This window comes from Cellulosimicrobium sp. BMG9.22 (assembly GCF_059159975.1).
The window spans coordinates 223,508-241,584 of record NZ_JBZGBY010000002.1; the positions used below are offsets into that span (position 1 = coordinate 223,508).

Consider the following 18,077-nt stretch of genomic DNA (forward strand, 5'->3'; position numbering starts at 1 on the left):
GCCGGGTCCGCGACGAACGTGGCGGGCCCGGCACCGGGACGTCTCACCAGACCGGAGCCCACGATCCGTATGCTCGCACCGCAGCGTCAGGAGCGGATCCTCGCGGAGATCCGTGATCAGGGTGCCGTGCGCATCAGTCATCTGACGCGCGATCTCGGTGTCTCCGACATGACGATCCGTCGAGATCTCCTGGATCTTGCGGACCAGGGGCTCGTGCGCAAGGTGCACGGCGGGGCTGTCGCGCCGCACACGACGGCGCACGAGCCCGGCTTCACGGCGAAGAGCACGCGTAAGGCGACGGAGAAGCGCGCGATCGCGGCGGCGGCCGCCCGCCTCATCGCACCGAGCTCGTCCGTCGCGCTGAGCGCCGGCACGACGACGCACCTGCTCGCCGGCCAGATCGTGGCCTCGCCCCGACTACGGCCCCTCACGGTCATCACGAACTCGTTGCCGGTCGCGGAGACCCTCTACCGCGCGAACGACCCGCGTCTGGAGACCATCCTCACGGGCGGGTTCCGCACACCGTCCGACGCACTCGTCGGCCCGCTCGCCGAGGCGGCGCTCGCCGGGCTGCGCGTCGACCATGCGTTCGTGGGTGCGCACGGTGTCGACCCCGACGTGGGCCTGACGACCCCGAACCTCGACGAGGCGGCGACCAACCGCGCCCTCATCGACTCGGCCGGACGCACCGTCGTCCTGGCCGACCACACGAAGTGGCACACGACCGGGCTGCGGGTCTTCGCCACCTTCTCCGACGTCGACGTGCTCGTGAGCGACGACGGCCTGTCGGCGGACGCGCGGTCGCGCGTCGACGAGCTCGTGGAACAGCTCGTCATCTCCTGACCCGTCGCCCGCCACCCGCCCCTCAGCCAGCACACACGCACCGGAACGCGAAACGGAAACGTATGAACCCCCACCTGCGCCGCACGTCGACCCACCTGGCCGACGGACGCGAGATCGTCTACTTCGACGACGCGCCGCACTACGTGTCGGGCGAGCAGACCCGCCGGCTCGACGACCCGCGGTCGCTCCCGGACCGCTTCGCCCCCGTGCCGGGCCCGGACGGGCACCCGCACCCGTACCTGGGGCCACAGATGCGGCTCGACCCTCTGACGGGCGACTGGGTCCCCCTGGCGGCGCACCGCATGAACCGCACGTTCCTGCCCGCCGCGGACTCGTGCCCGCTGTGCCCCGCGAAGCCGGGCGGCGCCTACTCCGACGGCGAGGTCCCCGACACCGACTACGACGTCGTCGTGTTCGAGAACCGCTTCCCGTCCCTGCAGCAGGTCCCCGGCGTGGACGACCAGCACACGAACGAGCACACGCACGACACGCCCTTGCAGGTCCAGGCCCCCGCCGCGGGCCGGTGCGAGGTGGTGTGCTTCTCGAGCGACCACGGCTCGTCGTTCGGGGCGCTGCCGCCGCAGCGCGTGCGCACGATCATCGACGCGTGGGCCGACCGCACGGCCGCGCTGGGCGCGCTGCCCGGCGTCGAGCAGGTCTTCTGCTTCGAGAACCGCGGCCAGGAGATCGGCGTCACACTGCACCACCCGCACGGGCAGATCTACGGCTACCCGTACGTCACGCCCCGCACGCGCGCCCTGCTCGCGCAGGCCCGCGCCCACCACGAGCGCGCGGGCCGCAACCTGCTGCGCGACGTGCTCGACTCCGAGCTCGCCGACGGACGCCGCGTCGTGCTCGAGACCGACCGTTGGGTCGCCTACGTCCCCTTTGCCGCGCGCTGGCCCGTCGAGGTGCACCTCGCGCCGCGCCGCGACGTGCCGGACCTGCCGGCACTGACCGACGCCGAGCGCGACGACCTCGCGACGACCTACCTCGAGCTGCTCCGCCGGCTCGACCGATTCTTCGAGACCGCCGACGGCGACCCGATCCCCCTGCCCTACATCGCGGCCTGGCACCAGGCACCCGCGCACCAGGGCCGCTCCGTCGTGGACGGCGGCACGGACGACGTCACCCTGGCCCGACTGCACCTGCAGATCTTCTCGGTCCTGCGCGCCCCCGGCAGGCTCAAGTACCTCGCCGGCTCCGAGTCCGGCATGGGCGCCTGGATCAGCGACACGACGCCCGAGCGCATCGCCGCCCGGCTCCAGGAGCTCGCCCCCGGCGGCCCGGCCCGCGGCTGGGTCCCCTCGTGGTCGTCCGACGCCGGCGCCACGCGCGCCCGCGCGGTGTTCACCGCCGTGTTCGACGACTCGGCGAACGACGCCCTGCGCGTGTGGAGCGCGCCCGGTCGCGTCAACCTCATCGGCGAGCACACCGACTACAACGCCGGGCTGTGCCTGCCGATCGCGCTCCCCCACCGCACGTACGTCGCGCTGCGCCCGCGGACCGACGACGTCGTACGCCTCGCATCCGCCCAGGCGCCCGGCGAGGTCTGGCAGACCCGCCTCGGCGACGTCGCACCGGGCAACGTCGCCGGGTGGGGCTCCTACGTCGCCGGCGTCGCCTGGGCGCTGCGCGAGCACCTCGCCGCGACGGGCGGCGACCCGAGCACGATCACCGGGTTCGACGCCGCGATCGACTCGTGCGTCCCGTTCGGCGCCGGCCTGTCGTCGTCCGCGGCGCTCGAGTGCGCCGTGGCGCTAGCGCTCGACGACGTCGCGGGCCTCGGCCTCGCGGCGTCCGACGCCGGGCGGGCGACGCTCACCTCGGCGTGCATCCGCGCCGAGAACGAGATCGCGGGCGCCCCGACGGGCGGCATGGACCAGTCCGCGTCGCTGCGCGCGCAGGCCGGGCACGCCCTCCTCCTCGACTGCCGCCCGGGGCTCGACCCCGCGCGGTCCGCCGAGCAGGAGCCGTTCGACCTCGAGGCAGCCGGCCTGGCCGTCCTCGTCATCGACACGCGCACCGAGCACCAGCTCGTCGACGGCCAGTACGCGCAGCGCCGTGAAACGTGCGAGGCAGCCGCGCAGACGCTCGGACTGACCACCCTGCGCGAGCTCGCCGACGCCGTCTCCGCGTCCGACGACCCCGCGGGGACGCTCGACGTCGCGCTCGACAAGCTGCCCGACGACGTCGCACGCCGTCGCGTACGCCACGTCGTCACCGAGATCGGCCGGGTCGTCGACCTCGTCGCGCTCCTGCAGGCTGGTCGGACCGACGAGATCGGCCCCATCATGAATGCCTCCCACGCGTCCCTGCGCGACGACTACGAGGTCTCGTGCGTCGAGCTCGACGTCGCGGTCGAGGCAGCGCGCGTCGCCGGCGCCCTCGGAGCCCGCATGACCGGCGGCGGCTTCGGCGGCTCCGCCATCGCACTCATCCCCGCCGACCGGGCCGAGCCCGTCGCCGACGCCGTCTGCGCGGCCTTCGAACGCGAAGGCTTCCGCTCCCCCGGCTTCCTCCTCGCGCAGCCCCCCGCCGCAGCCGACGCCATCGCCTGACCGGAGCAGCCCTCGCTCCCCCCGAAGGGCCAGAGCGCTCCGGGGATCGCGGCTGGCGGCGAGAGGACGGCCCGGGTGGGTCAGTCTCCCAGCGTGACGCGGAAGATGCGCTCGTTGCTGTTGTCGGCCGTGCTGTCCTTGTCACCCTGGGTCGTAGTGGTCAGCCACAGACCGTTGCCGGGAGCCGGCTCGACGGTGCGCAGACGGCCGTAGGTCCCCGTGAAGTAGGACTGGAGGTTGGTCAGGCTGTCGCCCTCGATCGTGGTGCGGTACATCCGCTCACCTCGGGCGCAGGCGACGTAGAGCGCATCGCGGACGATGGCGATTCCTGAGCAGGAGCCGTCAGCGGTCCGGTAGGTGCGCTTGGGTGCGGTGAAGGCGGAGCTGTTGCACGAACCGGACGTGCCCTCGCACTCGGGCCAGCCGTAGTTGGCGCCACGGGTGATGAGGTTGGTCTCGTCCATGATCGCGTTGCCGAACTCCTGCTCCCACAGCCGGCCGCGGGAGTCGAAGGCCAACCCTTGCGGGTTGCGGTGGCCGAGGCTCCACACGGCGTTGCCGAACGGGTTGTCCGACGGGATGCTGCCGTCCGGGTTGATCCGCAGGATCTTGCCGTTGAGGCTGCTGCGGTCCTGCGCTGCGCCGGCGTTCTGGGCGTCGCCGGTGGCCACGTAGAGCTTGCCGTCCGGGCCGAACCGCAGGCGTCCACCGTCGTGGAACTTGTTGCGTTGGATGCCGCTGACCAAGACCTGCGTGGAGCCGGTGTTCAGCCGGTCGTTCTCGTAGCGCATGCGCACGACGCGGTTGTCCGACGACGAGGTGTGCATGATGTAGAGCCAGCGGTCGTTCGCGAAGTTCGGGCCGATCTCGATGCCCAGCAGGCCGCCTTCGCCGTCTGTGCCCGAGACGTTCGGGACCGTTCCGACCGTGGTCTTCGAGCCGTTGGTCGGGTTGAGCCGCACGATGTCGTGGGCGTCGCGTCGGGTGTAGAGGATGTTCCCGTCGGGCAGGGTGAGCAGGCCCCAGGGGATGTCGCTGTCCTGCGTCACCTCGGTCACGCCGCACACCGAGCTGGTGCATGCTGAGCCGGTGCGCACGTTGGCGGTGCTGCTGCGTCCGGAGGCGTTGCCCTGCGCGTCGAGGGCCACCACCTGGTAGGCGTACGACGTGTTGGCGGAGAGCCCGCCGTCGACGAAGGTCGTGACCGGCGCCGTGGTAGAGGTTCCGGTGATCGTGCCGACCCGTGCGTTGTTGCGGAACACCTGGTACGAGCGGACCCCGACGTTGTCGCTGGAGGCGTTCCAGGTCAGCGTGACGGTGGTGCCGGACGCCCTGCCGGAGAGTCCGCCGGGCGTCGAGGGCGGCGTGCTGTCGTCCTGGCACGGGGGCGGAGTGATGCGAACGCTCGCGCTGGCCTGGGAGAGGTTACCTGCAGCGTCGCGCGCGTTGACGTAGAGGCCCCACGTCACGCCGGGCTCGACGGTGACGCTGGTCGACGTCGTGCTGCCGCTGACCGACTTGATCAGCTGGCCGTCGTGGTAGACGTCGTAGGAGGCGACGCCGACGTTGTCGCTCGCGGCGTTCCAGGAGAAGGTGACGGCGTCGCAGCGCAGGTCGCTGACCCGCGGGTTGGCCGGGACGCTCGGCGGCTGGGTGTCAGCCGAGCCGAAGCTGGTGCGCCACTTCTGGTTGTCCTGGCCGTTGCAGGTCCACATGCCCACGCTGGTGCTGTTGGCGGTGTTGCCACCGTTGACGTCCAGGCAGAGACCGGACTCGACACCGACGATCGACTGGTCGGCGTTGACGCGCCACTTCTGGTTCTCGCCGCCGTTGCAGGTCCAGATCTGCGCGACGGCGGGGGCGGTGGTGTCATGCCCCGCGACGTCCAGGCACATCGGGCTGTCGAAGACGCGCAGCTCGCCGGCGGGGGTGAGCGTCCAGCCCTGGTTGTCCTGGAGGTTGCAGTCGTAGATGTTGACCGGGGTGCCAGGGGTCGCGCGGTTGCCGGTCACGTCGAGGCAGCGGCCGGAAGCTACTCCGACCACGGGCGCGCCGGTGTAGGCCTGGGCGGGAACGGCGCTCTGGGCGACGACCAGCACGCTTGCGGAGACGGCGATCGACGCCACCATTGCGAGCAGCCGGCGCGCCACGTTGCGGCCGGCCGGAGTTCGATTCCGATGCACGTTGTCCTCCGAGGTTCGGTGATGTGAGGAACAAGACCTACGGCACGCGACAGAGGAGGCTGCGGCGCCGAACTGTACCTGAGACCTCCGTTCTCGCTCGTCGTGTTACGCCCAGAAACTGGTACCAGGCGGTCGGCGTGACATACCGCGCCGTGCTCGAGCTACGGCCCGGTGCGAGGCCACCTCAGCGGTCGGTCGCACCAGGGCCGTAGCCGAGCAGTCACGGGGGAAACGTGCGCGCGGTCAGCCGCGGCGCCATTTCTGGTTGGCGCCGTTGCCGCAGGACCACTGACCCAGCACCGCTCCATCGCCCCGGTTCCAAGAGAGGATGTCGACGCACCTGTTCGACTGCCGGTTGACGAGGTCGCCCGCCGAGGTGAGCAGGAACTGTTGGGCCGCACTGCCCGAACAGGTCGCCAGCTGGATGGCAGCGCCTTCAGCGGTGGAACCTCCCGCGACGCTCATGCACATGTTGCCCTCTGTCCGCACGGTGCCGTTCACGAACTCCCACTGCTGGTTCGTCTGGCCGTTGCAGGTCCACATGGACAACTGCTGCCCGGCGCTGAAGTTGTATCCCGGAACGTCGATGCACTTGTTGTTCCAGTTGCTGATGATCGCCCGGCCAGACGGCATGTTGGCCGGCGTGACGGCCTGCATGATCACCGCGCCGATGGTCTCGACCGCGCGGGTGTTGTCCCGCGGCGTCTGCGTGTCCCAGCGGTTCCACGTGACGTTGAGATCGGTGCGCCGCGCATCCCATGCCGCGTCGGCGTTGCGCTTCATGAAGCCGTAGTACTCGCCCCACAGGTTGTTCTCGCGCACGAACTCGCCCATTCCCCGCGCGAACTCCGACTGCCAGGTCCCCTCACGCTGCCCGTTGCTCATGATGCCGTTCCGGGTGTGCTCCCGGATGACGTAGTCGGTCGTGCGCTTGGCGTCGTCGAAGACGGATTGGCCCCCCATGTTGCGGTAGATGGCCTGCGCGGCGCTGATGAAGGCGCCGGCCGAGTACACCGACTGACCGCTGGAGAGGTCGCCGTTCGCGCGGATGGTCTCGTGCACGCCGCCCGTGGTCCTGTCGAGCAACGTCTCCCACACCCAGTCGTAGATGTCTCGAGCCTTGTCGAGGTACTCGCGATCGCCGTTCGCTTCGTAGATGAGGACGCCGAGGATGACCGCCGGGCTGTTGCTCAGCGCGTTCTTGTCGTCCTCGCGGATGTCCCACCAGATCCCGCCGCCGAGGGCGTCGTCCCACCCGCGGTCGTACACCCGGTCGAAGGCGTACTGCGCCTGCCTCAGGTACCTGGGATCTCCGGCGATCTCGTAGCCGCGGGCGAAGGCCAGGCCGGCCCAGAGCAGATCGTCGTTGTATTCGTTCCAGTTCCAGTCGTAGAGACCGCCCGAACCTTGGTTCTGCTCCAGGAAGGTCTCGAGGAGGCGGACGACGAGATCGCGTGTCGAAGGGTCCTGAGTGCTGTCGTACACGTCCTGGACGCCCTGGATATCCAGGGCCTGGCGCCAGAAGTAGTCCTTCTCCGTCGTGTCGAGCGACTCCCTGTAGTACCTGTGGGTGCCGTTCGAGACGAGGAACGCGTCGTTGAACGCGTCCAGGGCCGCATCGGTGTTCACCGTGTACGGCGCCACGTCGGCGGGAGCGGCGCTCGCGGCGCCCTGCGTCGCCGTCACGCCCCCGAACGCGAGCACCACGGTGATCGCCGCAGCGAACATCGAACGTGGCGACCGGAGTCGGCGCTGATTCGCGGTGCCGCGGTCCCTCGTGGCGGGTACCACGACGGTGGTGTTCGATCGAGAACGCCCGTGACGAGCCTCGTGCCAGAGCATGGCGGATTCCTCCTTGAATGACGGTGCCGAGCTGCGCTTCGTCGCGCTACCTCTCGATGGCGACTCGTGAACGGCTCCTCTCTGAGCTCGACGTGTCCCAAAGTTGGTCCGCGCAGGAGCGCAGGACGGCGCTCCCGGGCCCTGGAACCGGTCCGTCGGGTGCGGGGCACACCCGACGGACCGGAGTCGTGATCGCCTCCGACGTTGCAGAACGTCCCGTTGGCGAGAAGTGATAGAAATGGATGCGCAGCGGTCGTAGATGGTGGATCCGCACGATTCTCCTTCGAATGTGGTGCGTCCATCCGCGAGGGACGAGTATCCAAGATGCTAGGACGGCCGACGGCGATCGAACAATAGAATGATCGTAGCTGTTCCGTTCTCACCCTCGACCGATCAGGACCGATCAACGGCAGGGTCCGCTTCTCGGCGTCCCTCGTTCGGCTCGGCGACAGTGTCAGCTCCGCGCCCACCTCTGGTTCGTTCCGTCGTTACAGGTCCACAGCACAAGCCTGGTGCCGTTGGCCTGGCCGCCTGCGAACGCGTCGAGGCACTTGCCGGACTGCACACCGACGACTGAGCCGTCCGCGTTCACAGTCCACTTCTGGTTGTCGCCCCCGTTGCAGTCGTAGATCTCCACCGGTGTCCCGTCGGTCGTCGCGCCGCCATGTGCGTCGAGGCACTTGTTGCCATAGACCCGGAGCTCCCCCGACGAGCTCGACGTCCACCGCTGGTTGGCGCCGCCGTTGCAGTCGTACAGCGTCACTGCGGTGCCGTTGACGGTGCTGCCCCCGGGGACGTCGACGCAGCGCTGAGACTGCACACCGCGCAGCGGACCGGTGCTGCCACCCGGCGATCCGGCCCCCTCGAGGCACGTGTCCTTGCCGGGCTCCGCGGCGCACACCACGGCGGCGAACCCGCCGTTGGTCACCGTGGGGATGGTCAGCGTCTCGGAGGTCGTGGCGCGGACCGTGCGCCGCACCGTCGCCGATCCGGAGCTGCCGTCGACCAAGAGGTCCACGATCACGTTGCTGCTCGAGGAGAGCCCGGCGAGCGGGAGCGCCAGCGATGCTCCGGACCCGGAGCGCATGCCGCCGACGAACCAACGGTCACCGGACTGTCGCCCCATGACCACGGACTGCGCCGGCGTACCGCTCAGCAGCCTGGTCTCCCCCCAGTGCGCCGGGATGTTCTGCAGGAACGGGGTCGCGTTCGGCTGGGTCGCGTACGACTCCGGGTTGTCCCCGAAGTGCTGCCAGCCCGTCTCGTAGACGATCCCCTTGGCCACCTCGTGCGCGTGCGAGTGGTTGTTGATACCGCGCGAGAAGACGGTGGGCGTGAAGTCCATCGAACCCACCACGTTGCGCGTGAACGGCAGGATCAGGTTGTGGGGCGACGACGGCCAGCTCTCCTCGCCGCGCACGGACTCGTAGGACATGATGTGCGGCCAGGTGCGCTGCATTCCCGTCGGCAGCGAGGAACCGTGGAAGTTGATCATCAGCTCGTGCTCCGCCGTGTCGGCTGCGACGGCGTCGTACCAGCGGTGGATCGCCTGGCTGTCGGAGTCCATGAAGTCGACCTTGATGCCGCTGACGCCCCAGGACTTGAGCCTCGGGAGCCATTCGTCGCGCTGCGCCTGTGTCTGCAGGTCGCGACTGTGGAACCAGGCGATGACGTCCACGCCCTTGCTGTGCGCGTAGTCGACCGTGCGTGGCACCCAGGCCGCATTCCAGCCCTCGTCGAGCAGCACGTACTCCCAGTCCATCCTGTCCGCGAGGTCGATGTAGTCGCGCTGGCGCGCCTCGTTGCTCGTGCTGCCGTTCGACTCCGTGAGCCAGCTCCAGCTGGAGACGCCCGGCTTGATCCACGAGGCATCCTCGCCGGCGAGCTGGTTCGACGTGGCGAGGTCGTCCACGAGGGTGGACTCGACGATCGTGTCCAGACCGCCGACGATCGCGACCCGCCAGGGCGTCGAGAGCGGACCGGTGGAGGTGACCGGCTGCCCCTGGAAGAGATCCATCCCGTAGCTCAGCGATCCGCGAGCGTGCGTGAGGTGCTGGGCCGAGTAGTCGCCGTGCAGGTCGGCCTCGGTCAGCAGGACGTAGTCGTCGCCCTGCTGGAACAGCGCGGGGTAGCCCGTCTGACCGCTCGAACTGCCGTTGGCGGCCGTGCTCGTCATCCATTCGGACTCGTAGTTGTGCGAGTACGAGCTCTGCATCCAGGCAGCGCCGTCGCGCGCGAGGCGCCACTCACCGGACTCGTCGTCCACACGGTGCTGACCCCCGCCGGCAAGCAGGTACCGGTACGCGACACCGTCCTCCGACGCACGGACCGCGATCGAGATCTGGGCACCGCTGGAGTTCCTGAACACGAAGACGGACTCGTTGTGCGTGTACTTGCGCTGCTCCTCCTTGCCCGTCGTCATCGAGTAGGAGTCCGAGACCACGGAGCTCCTGCGCTCGACGAAGGTCAACCCCGAGCGGAAATCGCCGTCCGATCCCGCGAGGCCGAGGCGTGCGGCCGACGCCACGAGCGCCCCACCGTCGTAGACCTCGACAGCCGCACGCCCCGCCGAGTTCAACGTGAGCTGAGCGCTGATCGTCGAGCCAGCAGGGGCCCGGGTCTCCCAACGACCCACGACCTCCGGCTCTTCCGGCTCATCGGCGTTGCAGACCAGCTTCGCGTCCGCCCAGTCGGCGTGGTCGCCGTTCTTGCCGTCCGTACCCTCCACGGTCTGCAGGACGAGCGTCTGGACACCGGTGACATCCGCCGTCAGCGCGCGCGGCCCGTCGGCTCCCGTCACCACACCACTGTCAGCGAGCACCCGCCCGTCCCCGAGCACCCTGAACTGCGCCGAACCCGCACCACCGGCCACCTCGTCGTCGATCCCGACGAACGAAGAGAACGAACGACAGTTCGCGTCGAGGTCGACCGAGACCGAACCAGGGGCATGCATACCGACGCCCTTGCTATAACCGACACCACCGATGGTGATCGGTCCCCCGTCACGGGCCCCCGCTTCACCGTTCGACATGTTTCGCTCGACCGGGCCGTAACCGTTCGACTCCGCCGACCACGAGATGTCCGAGACGAACACCTCGCCCGTGGGCGCGGCACTCGCCGGCCCGGCGGCACCGACGAGCGCCGCAGTGCCGATCAGGAGACCGGCGGTGAAGAATGCAGTTGATGAGACCCCGCGGGGCCATGAAAGTAGAGTTCGCACGATTCTCCTTTGAACGTGGCGCGCCCATCCGCGACGGACGATGTGCAGATCGTAGGACGGCCGCGGACGGTCGATCAACGAACTGATCGAAACTGCCTATCGTTGGATCTCGACCGATCAAAACTGATCAGCGATTCTCGCGTCTCTGAGCAACATTTCTTGGTGGCCGCAACTCTTCGGATCTGATGGTGAGCGCCGGCGGACCGACCTGGTCAGAATGGATCGAGGACCCCTGGTGACGGGCCCGATGATCCCCCGGGCGCGCCGTCCGGCGGCCGGCGCGCAGGTCGGCGCGCACGCATGGGAATCCGAGCGCGCGGTCGTAGAGCCCGTCACCAGGTCACGGCTTGCTGGTCGTGTTCTCGTCTCAGGGGTGTCGCCCGTGGTCGGGTCGCACATGTCCCCTCGGCGGGCCGTCGGGATGCACGCCGAGCTTCACCTCGCACTCCTCGCACACGGGATCACGGCGTGAGGAAGTACCCGGCGCTGAGCGCTCCCGGGATGCGTGGGAGGGCGACCGCTCCGAGGGTGGGAACATGTCCGCAACCGGGCCTCGACCCGCGCTCGACGGGGCCCGCGGCACCGACGAGAGGACCACCGTGACCGACCCGAACTCCCCCGACCCCGACCCGCAGGCCAGCCCGGGCCGCTCCCCGGCCGCCGACTTCTCGGCCAGCGGGAACGTCCAGCCCGGGGAGACGCCTCCGGCGGAGGACCAGGTGAGCGCCCCGCAGGGACACGAGGAGCACGGCCCGGCGCGCGCGACGCCGTGGATCTGGATCGCTGTGGTCGGGGGCGTCGCCGTGCTGACGGCGCTCCTCTTCGTCGGCTACGCCGTGGGGCTGCTGGACTGAGGACGGGCGACGCGCACCGCAGCGACCCCGAGGGACCGCACCTCCCACCCCGCGGAGCGCCACCGCGCCGGGTCGACGACGTTGCGCGCGTCGACCAGATGGCGCGCGGTGACGACGTCCGCCAGGGCGTCCGGGTCGAGCTCGCGATACTCGTCCCACTCCGTAGCGAGCACGACGACGTCGGCGTCCGCGACCGCCTCGTGCGCGTCCGCCGCGTAGCCGAGCTCGGGCGCCACGGCCTGGGCGAGCGCGAGAGCCTGGGGGTCGGTGACCACGACGTCGGCGCCGTCGGCCGCGAGCGCGCGGGCGAGCGCGAGGGCCGGGGAGCTGCGGACGTCGTCGCTGTCGGGCTTGAACGCGGCGCCGAGGACCGCGACCCGGTGGCCGACGAGGGCGCCGCCGCAGGCGGCCCGCACGAGCTCCACGGTCCTCTCCCGGCAGCGCTCGTTGATGGCGTCGACCTCGTCGAGGAACGACACGGCCCGGCCGACCCCGAGCTCGCGCGCCCGTGCCGAGAAGGCGCGGATGTCCTTGGGCAGGCACCCCCCGCCGAACCCGAGCCCGACCCCGAGGTACTCCCCGCCGATGCGGCGGTCGAGCGCCATCGTGCCCACGAGCGCGACCGCGTCGCCCCCGGCGGCCTCGCACACCTCCGCCATCGCGTTGGCGAACGAGATCTTCGTCGCGAGGAACGCGTTGGCGGCGACCTTGGCGAGCTCCGCCGTCGCGAGGTCCGTCACGAGGCGCGGCACACCGTCGGCCAGGAGGCTCGCGTAGACGGCGTCGAGTCGCGCCACGAGCGCGTCGCCCTCGCCCGGCACGCCGTAGACCAGGCGGTCCGGGTGCAGGGTGTCGGCGACGGCGTGCCCCTCGCGCAGGAACTCGGGGTTCCAGGCGAGCCCGACGCCGTCGGGCAGGTCGGCCGCGAGGCGTGCCGCCGTCCCCACCGGGACGGTCGACTTGCCCACGACCGCCGTGCCCGGCCGCAGGTGCGGGCGCAACGCGGCCAGGGAGGCGTCGAGCTGCTGCAGGTCGGCCCCGCCGCTGCCCGCCGACTGCGGGGTCCCGACGCACAGGAAGTGCACCTCTGCCTCCGCGGCGGCCGCGACGTCGGTCGAGAAGCGCAGCGAGCCCACGGCGCCCCGGTCGCCCAGGAGTGCCGTGAGCCCGGGCTCGAAGAACGGCGCCCGACCCTCCGCGAGCGCCTCCACCCTGGCGCGGTCGACGTCGATGCCCACGACGTCGTGGCCCAGGTGCGCCATCGCCGCGGCGTGGACCGCGCCCAGGTAGCCGCAGCCGTGCACGGAGATCTTCATGGCCGCACCCCCGTGGGGGACGTGCCCGCGGCGACCGTGCCCACCCCGGCGGCACCCGCGCGCTCGGCCTCCTCGCGGAACCACGCGACGGTGCGCGCCAGGCCCTCCGGCCACGGCGTGCGCGCGCACCAGCCCAGGGTCCGCTCGGCGAGGCCGGTGTCGGGCCGGCGCCGCCGCGGGTCGTCCTCGGGGAGGTCGACGTGCACGACGCCGGCGTCGCTCCCGGTGGCGGCCAGGACGTCCTGCGCGATCCGGGCGACGGTGAGCTCCGTCGCGTTGCCCAGGTTCACCGGGCCGGGTTCTCCCGACCGCGCGAAGGTCAGGATCCCCTCCACGAGATCGTCCACGTAGCACACGGAGCGCGTCTGCGAGCCGTCTCCGGCCACCGTCAGCGGCTCTCCCGCGAGCGCCTGCCGCACGAACGTCGGGACCATCCGCCCGTCGTGACCCCGCATCCGCGGCCCGTAGGTGTTGAAGATCCGGACGATCCCCACGTCCACGCCGCGGCTGCGCCGGTACGCCGCCGTGGTGGCCTCGGCGAACCGCTTCGCCTCGTCGTAGACGCTGCGGGGCCCGACCGGGTTGACGTGCCCCCAGTAGTCCTCGCGCTGCGGGTGCACCTCGGGGTCGCCGTACACCTCCGACGTCGAGGCGAGGACGAACCGCGCCCCCGACCGCGACGCGAGCTCGAGGCCGTGGCGGGTGCCCGCCGAGCCGACCAGGAGCGTCTCGAGCGGGAGCCGCAGGTAGTCGGCGGGCGAGGCGGGCGAGGCGAGGTGGAGGACGAGGTCCACGTGATCGGCGTCGGGCACGTCGAGGCCCGCCGAGACGTCGGCCTCGAGGAACCGGAACAGCGGCTCGTCGTGCAGGGTCGCGAGGTTGCGGGCGTCGCCCGTCGACAGGTCGTCGACGCAGACCACCTCGGCGCCCGAGGCGACGAGGGCCTCGCACACGTGGCTGCCCACGAACCCGGCGCCCCCGAGCACGACCGCACGGCGTGCGCGGTCCCGCGCCACCGGCGCGCTCACCGGCCGCTCCCGGTGCCACGCACGTTCGCCGGCGAGCCGCCGTTCGCCTCGACCCACGAGCGGATCTCGTCGTGGTCGGTGGTCGTCCTCGTCTCCGACGTGTCAGCCATGGTCGCCTCCGGAAGACCGCGCGACGGCGTCCTGGGGCGTGCAGCCCCGTCCGATCGGTCGCGCTCGTGCGACGGGCTCGCTGCTGGACCCGGGACCTTCACGCTCGCACGGCTACCGGACGCACGCATGCGGTGCTCCCGGCCGCGACCGGACGCCGGGCGAGCGAACCGGCTCGATGTCACGGTAGGCCGATGAACGCGAGCGCGACGTCGGACCAGCGGTCCACCGAACCCGACACCAAGCTGTCCCGGTCGGTCGGCGGCCGGCTCCTCTACCTGTTCATCCTCGGCGACGTCCTGGGCGCAGGCGTCTACGCCCTCGTCGGAGAGATGGCCGGCGAGGTGGGCGGCGCGGTCTGGCTACCGTTGCTCGTCGCGCTCGGGCTCGCGCTCCTCACCGCCGGTTCGTACGCCGAGCTCGTCACGAAGTACCCGCGCGCCGGGGGCGCCGCGGTGTTCGCGGACCGCGCGTTCCGCTCACCGCTCGTGTCGTTCCTCGTGGGTTTCTCCATGCTCGCCGCGGGCGTCACGAGCGCGGCGGGGCTCTCCCTGGCGTTCGCGGGCGACTACTTCGCGACCTTCGTCGACGCTCCGGACCGCCTCGTGGCCGTGCTGTTCCTCGCCCTGGTCGCCGCGCTCAACGCGCGCGGCATCAAGGAGTCGCTGCGCGCGAACGTCGCGATGACCGCCGTGGAGCTGTCCGGGCTCGTGCTCGTGGTCGTGCTGGCGGCCGTCGTGCTCGGCCGGGGCGACGGCTCCCCGGAGCGGGTCACGCAGTTCGCGGAGGGCACGACGCCGGCACTCGCGGTCCTCGCCGCGGCGATCCTGGCGTACTACTCGTTCGTCGGGTTCGAGACCTCGGCGAACCTCGCCGAGGAGGTGCGCGACGTCCGCCGGACGTACCCGCGTGCGCTGTTCGGCGCGCTCGTCACCGCCGGGGTCGTGTACGTGGCGGTCGGGGTGGCCGCGGTCGTCGTCGTGGACCCGGGGACCCTCGCCGGGTCCACGGGTCCGCTCCTCGAGGTCGTCGACGCCGAGGGTTCCGTCCCCGCCTGGGTGTTCTCGCTCGTTGCCCTGGTCGCGGTGGCCAACGGGGCGCTGCTCACGATGATCATGGCGAGCCGGCTCGCGTACGGCATGGCGGAGCAGGGCCTCCTGCCGCCGGTGCTCGGGCGCGTCCTGCCGCGCCGTCGCACGCCGTGGGTCGCCATCGTCATGACGACGGCGGTCGCCATGGGCCTCGTCTTCACGGGCGACGTGGCGGCGCTCGCCGAGACCGTCGTCCTGCTCCTCCTGCTCGTCTTCGCCTCGACGAACGTCGCGGTGCTCGTCCTGCGGCGCGACCCCGTCGACGAGCCGCACTTCCGGGTCGCGACGGTGGTACCCGTCCTCGGCGTCGCGTCCTGCGTCCTCCTGCTGACCCAGCAGGACGGCGCCACGTGGCTGCGCGCCGGGGCGCTCCTCGCGGTCGGCGTCGTGCTCTACGTCGTGATGCGCTGGACCGGTGGCACCCGGCGCGGTCGCGCTACGTGATCGGGTGCGCGCGGGAGGACTCGAACCCCCGACGCCCGGCTCCGGAAGCCGGCGCTCGGTCCGCTGAGCTACGCGCGCTGGCGCTCTTGAGCGTCGAGCAGACGGGACGCCGGGGCGTCCGGGTGCCTTCGGAGGGAGTCGAACCCCCGTCTCCGCTTCCGTAGAGCGGCGTCGTGTCCACCGGACCACGAAGGCAGCACATTTCTTGGCCCACGCGAGGCGCGGGCGCACGGCCATGCGCACCAATGACGCGTGGCGGGCGGCCGCAACGAGCTTGGGTACCAGAGCCCACCACTTGGCACACTATTCACGCCGTCGGACGCCTCGCTGCCGGGACGGCGAGCGGCGCGCTCGCCCTGTCGGCGACACCCGGTAAGGTTCCGGACGTTCCGGACACACCTCCCGACGCCGATGAACCGCGCGGCGGGCCGACGACAGGAGACCCGCCGCCATGATGGGTGCCAACCACGCCGCTACCGGTGCGGCAGCGTGGATCGCGGTGACCTCGACCGCTCCGTTCGCCCTGGGCTGGCACCCCCTCACCTCGGTCGGGGTGATGACGGGCGCCGTCGTGTGCGCCGGCGCCGCCCTGCTTCCCGACGCGGACCATCACAACGGCACCTTCGCGCACTCGCTGCCGCCCGTGAGCGAGTGGGTGTCCGACGCCGTCGAGACGATCTCCGGGGGCCACCGCCAGGGCACGCACTCCTTCCTCGGCATCGCGGTGTTCATCGCGCTCGCCTGGGCGGCCGGGCTCGTCACGGTGGAGACCGAGTCGTTCGGCACCGTGTACGTCGGCGCAGGCGTGCTGGCGGTCCTCCTCGTCGCGCTCGCTCTCAAGGCGCTCAAGCTGACGCGTCGCGGCAAGCTCGCGCCGTGGCTCACCTCGCTCACGGTCGCCGCGCTCGTGGCGCTCTTCTCGCCCGAGGAGTGGAACTGGCTCCCCGTCGCCGTCGGCATCGGGGTGAGCGTGCACATCCTCGGTGACGTCCTCACGACGAACGGCGCACCCCTGCTCTGGCCCGTCAAGCTCCGCTCGCCGCGCTGGGTGCGTCGGTCGTTCCTCGTCGACGACGTGTGGCGGCCGGGCGGCAGCTTCGCCGTGCCGCTGCTCGGTGACACCGGGTCGGTGCGCGAGTGGATCCTCGCGACAGCCGTCGGGCTCTACGCGACGGTCGGGTTCGTGTGGGCGGCGCTCGACCAGATGGGCTTCGACACGTACGGGACGTACGAGCGCGTCACGACCGCCGTCACGACCGCCGTCACCGGTCTGCTCGGCGGCGCCTGAACCGACCCCCCGGACCGGCCGGGGCCCTGCCGGAGATCCGGTCTGCACCCGCGTTCGTAATTCCCTTGCCCGGCCGGCACGGCCACTGGCAGGGTCGCACCCGAGCCGCCCGCGCCGTCGGGCACCGGAGGAGAGGAGGAACGCCGTGAGCTGGAGCATCCACGCCCGCGTGTCCACCACCCCCGGGAGCGCCGACCACCGCTGAGCGGTCCGGCACCTTCGCCGCCGCCCGTCCTCGACGACAGGTACCCGCGCGCTCCCCCCTCCTCGAGGAGCCGCCGTGCACGAGCACGACCTGTCCGACCCGTACCTTCCCTCCGCGCGTGGCCCGCGCACTCCCCCGCCCCGCCGCCTGCGCCGCCACGACGAGCGGTACGACGCGACGTCCGACATGACCTACGACCTGGCCTTCGAACCTGCCCCCGGCTCGCCCTTCGGGCGGCTGCCCGACGAGGCGGCGGTGCCCGGCGTCCTCGATGCGGCGATCGGCGCCGACCAGCGCTGGTCCACGTGGTCCTCCGTCGAGAAGGGCCAGCGCGGGCCCGACCCTCGACCCGACTGGGTCGTGACCGCCGACGCGGCCGTCGACTCCGAGCTCGGCGTGCTCAAGACCGGCAAGGAGGCGGACGTGTTCCTCGTCGAGCGCGCCGTCCCCGACGACCCGGAGCGGCGCTCGCTCCTCGCGGCCAAGCGCTACCGCGACCTCGACCACCGCTCGTTCCGCCGCGACACCGTGTACACCGAGGACCGTCGCGTCCGGCGCACGCGCGACCAGCGCGCGCTCGACCGCAAGTCCCGCTACGGCCGCCAGGTCGCGGCGGGCCAGTGGGCCGCGGCCGAGTTCGCCGCTCTGTGCGAGCTGTGGTCGGCGGGCGCACCGGTGCCCTACCCCGTGCAGATCGACGGCAACGAGATCCTCATGGAGTTCGTCGGCACGTCCGACGGTGTCGCCCACGAGGCCGCGCCCCGGCTCGCCCGCGCGCACCCGGACCCGGACCTCCTCGCGGCGTGGTGGGACCAGCTGCGCGACGGGATGGCGGTGCTGGCCCGCCTGGGGTACGCGCACGGCGACCTGTCGCCGTACAACGTGCTGGCGGACGGCGACCGGATCGTCATCATCGACCTCCCGCAGGTCGTGGACCTCGTCGCCAACCCGTTCGGGACCGAGCTGCTCCTGCGCGACTGCCGCACGATGTCCGCCTGGTTCACCTCGCGAGGGCTCGACGCGGACGCCGAGGAGCTGTTCGCCATGCTCCTCGCCCAGGCGTGGTGACCCGCCGCGCGCCGGGAGGCGACGCA

The 18,077-nt window shown here is 71.5% G+C and carries 10 protein-coding genes, 2 tRNA genes and 2 pseudogenes; 7 read left to right on the plus strand and 7 right to left on the minus strand.

Annotated elements, in window-relative coordinates:
• Positions 1-69: 69 nt before the first annotated feature.
• The 3 genes and pseudogenes from AC4H2H_RS02860 to galK all read left to right on the plus strand — a co-directional run.
• Positions 70-843: a DeoR/GlpR family DNA-binding transcription regulator gene (locus tag AC4H2H_RS02860; RefSeq protein ID WP_494369300.1), complete on the plus strand. Its 774-nt coding sequence runs from the start codon at positions 70-72 to the stop codon at positions 841-843.
• Between the two features lie 62 nt (positions 844-905).
• Positions 906-2,120 (plus strand): annotated as a pseudogene (gene galT, locus AC4H2H_RS02865) (galactose-1-phosphate uridylyltransferase); the annotation flags it as partial.
• A 75-nt stretch (positions 2,121-2,195) separates the two neighbouring features.
• Positions 2,196-3,404 (plus strand): annotated as a pseudogene (gene galK, locus AC4H2H_RS02870) (galactokinase); the annotation flags it as partial.
• An 80-nt stretch (positions 3,405-3,484) separates the two neighbouring features.
• Here the strand turns inward: galK and AC4H2H_RS02875 are convergent.
• From AC4H2H_RS02875 to AC4H2H_RS02885, 3 genes are all read right to left on the minus strand, one after another.
• Positions 3,485-5,587: a PQQ-dependent sugar dehydrogenase gene (locus AC4H2H_RS02875; protein WP_494369301.1), complete on the minus strand. Its 2,103-nt coding sequence runs from the start codon at positions 5,585-5,587 to the stop codon at positions 3,485-3,487.
• Positions 5,588-5,830: 243 nt separating this feature from the next.
• The gene (locus AC4H2H_RS02880; RefSeq protein ID WP_494369302.1) at positions 5,831-7,429 is read right to left on the minus strand and encodes a glycoside hydrolase family 76 protein; all 1,599 of its coding nucleotides are present in this window, start codon (positions 7,427-7,429) and stop codon (positions 5,831-5,833) included.
• 454 nt (positions 7,430-7,883) lie between these two features.
• Positions 7,884-10,523 carry an NPCBM/NEW2 domain-containing protein gene (locus AC4H2H_RS02885; protein WP_494369353.1) on the minus strand — a complete coding sequence of 880 codons (2,640 nt, stop codon included), beginning with the start codon at positions 10,521-10,523 and terminating at the stop codon, positions 7,884-7,886.
• A 662-nt stretch (positions 10,524-11,185) separates the two neighbouring features.
• On the opposite strand from AC4H2H_RS02885, the gene AC4H2H_RS02890 reads away from it, so the two are divergent.
• Positions 11,186-11,503: a DUF6480 family protein gene (locus AC4H2H_RS02890; protein WP_494369303.1), complete on the plus strand. Its 318-nt coding sequence runs from the start codon at positions 11,186-11,188 to the stop codon at positions 11,501-11,503.
• Here the strand turns inward: AC4H2H_RS02890 and AC4H2H_RS02895 are convergent.
• Positions 11,479-12,819, minus strand: coding sequence for a UDP-glucose dehydrogenase family protein (locus tag AC4H2H_RS02895; RefSeq protein ID WP_494369304.1), 1,341 nt, complete (start codon positions 12,817-12,819; stop codon positions 11,479-11,481). The two genes, AC4H2H_RS02890 and AC4H2H_RS02895, sit on opposite strands and share 25 nt — an antisense overlap.
• Entirely contained in the window at positions 12,816-13,847 is a 1,032-nt protein-coding gene (locus AC4H2H_RS02900; protein WP_494369305.1) for an NAD-dependent epimerase/dehydratase family protein, read from the minus strand. The genes AC4H2H_RS02895 and AC4H2H_RS02900 overlap by 4 nt, the downstream gene beginning before the upstream one ends.
• A 302-nt stretch (positions 13,848-14,149) precedes the next feature.
• On the opposite strand from AC4H2H_RS02900, the gene AC4H2H_RS02905 reads away from it, so the two are divergent.
• Complete coding sequence (locus AC4H2H_RS02905) at positions 14,150-15,490, plus strand: APC family permease (protein ID WP_494369306.1); 1,341 nt, start codon at positions 14,150-14,152, stop codon at positions 15,488-15,490.
• 5 nt (positions 15,491-15,495) lie between these two features.
• On the opposite strand, the gene AC4H2H_RS02910 is transcribed toward AC4H2H_RS02905, so the two are convergent.
• Together AC4H2H_RS02910 and AC4H2H_RS02915 are read right to left on the minus strand one after the other, a co-directional pair.
• Positions 15,496-15,568 (minus strand) — tRNA-Arg (locus AC4H2H_RS02910).
• Between the two features lie 45 nt (positions 15,569-15,613).
• A tRNA-Arg gene (locus tag AC4H2H_RS02915) sits at positions 15,614-15,685 on the minus strand.
• Positions 15,686-15,944: 259 nt separating this feature from the next.
• On the opposite strand from AC4H2H_RS02915, the gene AC4H2H_RS02920 reads away from it, so the two are divergent.
• Complete coding sequence (locus AC4H2H_RS02920; RefSeq protein ID WP_494369354.1) at positions 15,945-16,778, plus strand: metal-dependent hydrolase; 834 nt, start codon at positions 15,945-15,947, stop codon at positions 16,776-16,778.
• Between the two features lie 280 nt (positions 16,779-17,058).
• Complete coding sequence (locus tag AC4H2H_RS02925; RefSeq protein ID WP_494369307.1) at positions 17,059-18,051, plus strand: serine protein kinase RIO; 993 nt, start codon at positions 17,059-17,061, stop codon at positions 18,049-18,051.
• Positions 18,052-18,077: the final 26 nt, after the last annotated feature.

Excerpts from the sequence above, each read along its gene's own strand:
- AC4H2H_RS02905 (WP_494369306.1), top strand. The coding sequence starts at position 14,150 with ATGAACGCGAGCGCGACGTCGGACCAGCGGTCCACCGAACCCGACACC.
- AC4H2H_RS02920 (WP_494369354.1), top strand. The coding sequence starts at position 15,945 with ATGGGTGCCAACCACGCCGCTACCGGTGCGGCAGCGTGGATCGCGGTG.
- AC4H2H_RS02880 (WP_494369302.1), bottom strand. The coding sequence starts at position 7,429 with ATGCTCTGGCACGAGGCTCGTCACGGGCGTTCTCGATCGAACACCACC.
- AC4H2H_RS02860 (WP_494369300.1), top strand. The coding sequence starts at position 70 with ATGCTCGCACCGCAGCGTCAGGAGCGGATCCTCGCGGAGATCCGTGAT.
- AC4H2H_RS02895 (WP_494369304.1), bottom strand. The coding sequence starts at position 12,819 with ATGAAGATCTCCGTGCACGGCTGCGGCTACCTGGGCGCGGTCCACGCC.
- AC4H2H_RS02890 (WP_494369303.1), top strand. The coding sequence starts at position 11,186 with ATGTCCGCAACCGGGCCTCGACCCGCGCTCGACGGGGCCCGCGGCACC.